We start from the raw sequence: 1278 nt of genomic DNA on the forward strand, positions 1-1278 counted from the left end.
CTGACCGGATGCGATTTCCGGCGCTGCGCGGAAGATTTGGTTTTCCGGGGCGTGCTCCTCTGCTATATTTGTTCATGGAGTGTCCCGGTCGGGGCGGCAGGGCGAGTGCGCCGGTCCTGACATCCCCGGAGCATATCCGACGGCGGTTGACCGGCGTCGGTCCGGCGTGCTTCGTTGCGCGGGACTGGGGGGATGGTCGCCATTGAACAGCCGGCCCTGCGAATGGGAACCCTCGGCATCTGGGTGCCTCCGCCGGGCATCCTGACGGGTCGGCATGGATGCTGGGACACTCGCGCTTAGGAGCAACGAGCGATGAATGTTTGGACGTTTACGGGACGCCTGGGCGCGGACGGCGAATTGCGCACGACCCAGAGCGGCGAGAAGGTGCTGGGCTTCCGCGTCGCCAACGATGTCGGGTTCGGTGATCGCAAGACGACCCAGTGGGTCGACTGCTCGATCTGGGGCCGGCGCGCCGAGTCGCTTGCTCCGCACCTGACCAAGGGCAAGAGCGTCGTCGTTTCGGGCGAGGTCACCCTGCGCGAATATGAAAAGCGCGATGGCACCCGCGGCGCCGGTCTGTCGGTCCGCGTGGCCGAGATCGACTTCACCGGTGGCGCCCGTGAAGAGGGCGGCGGCAACTTCGGCGGTGGAGGCGGCGGCTACGAGTCGCGTGGTGGCAGCAGCGGCGGCGGCTATGGCGGTGGTGGCGGCAACTACGGTGGCGGCTCGTCGGGCGGCAATCGCAGCGGCGGTGGCGCCCCGCCCCGTCACGAGGATCTCGACGACGAGATCCCGTTCTGAACCAAGCCGCCCCGGCGGTGAGTTCCATCGGCCGGATGCCCGTCATCCGGCCGATGTCTTTTCTGACCAACCCCTCTATGGGCAACGCTTTGGTCGCCATGAGTCGCCGAGGCGGTCAGTCTGCCAGCATCGCCCTCAGGCGCGGGGTCATGTGGTCGAGGAAGGCACGGACACGCCGTGGCGCGCGGTCGCGGCCTGTGTAAACCGCGTGGATTTCCTCGGTATCGACCAGCGCGTCATCGAGCACCGCAACCAGTCGGCCCTCGCGCAGGTCGTCGCGGACATGATAGTCGGCCAACCGTGCCAGCCCGAGTCCGAGAAGGGCCATATGGCGCACCGTCTCGCCATTGTTCGCCAGGATTCGGGTCGGCACTTCCCGATCGACCAGGCGGCCGCCCGGACTTCATGGCCAGACCGCAGCCGCGCGACGGAAGTTGAGCCCAGGNCATCATGCGCCTCCAGATCCGCGGCGGTCGC

At 67.7% G+C, this 1278-nt stretch carries 2 protein-coding genes; one reads left to right on the plus strand and one right to left on the minus strand.

Annotation, left to right across the window (positions count from 1 at the left end; translation table 11 throughout):
- Positions 1-312: 312 nt before the first annotated feature.
- On the plus strand, positions 313-801 hold the full coding sequence (locus I71_RS28660; RefSeq protein ID WP_042702315.1) for a single-stranded DNA-binding protein: 489 nt from the start codon (positions 313-315) through the stop codon (positions 799-801).
- Positions 802-916: 115 nt separating this feature from the next.
- On the opposite strand, the gene I71_RS28665 is transcribed toward I71_RS28660, so the two are convergent.
- The gene (locus I71_RS28665; protein WP_375731225.1) at positions 917-1174 is read right to left on the minus strand and encodes a LysR substrate-binding domain-containing protein; all 258 of its coding nucleotides are present in this window, start codon (positions 1172-1174) and stop codon (positions 917-919) included.
- Between the last annotated feature and the right edge of the window lie 104 nt (positions 1175-1278).

The organism is Azospirillum sp. B506, from assembly GCF_000333595.1.
Classification (GTDB): Bacteria; Pseudomonadota; Alphaproteobacteria; order Azospirillales; family Azospirillaceae; genus Azospirillum.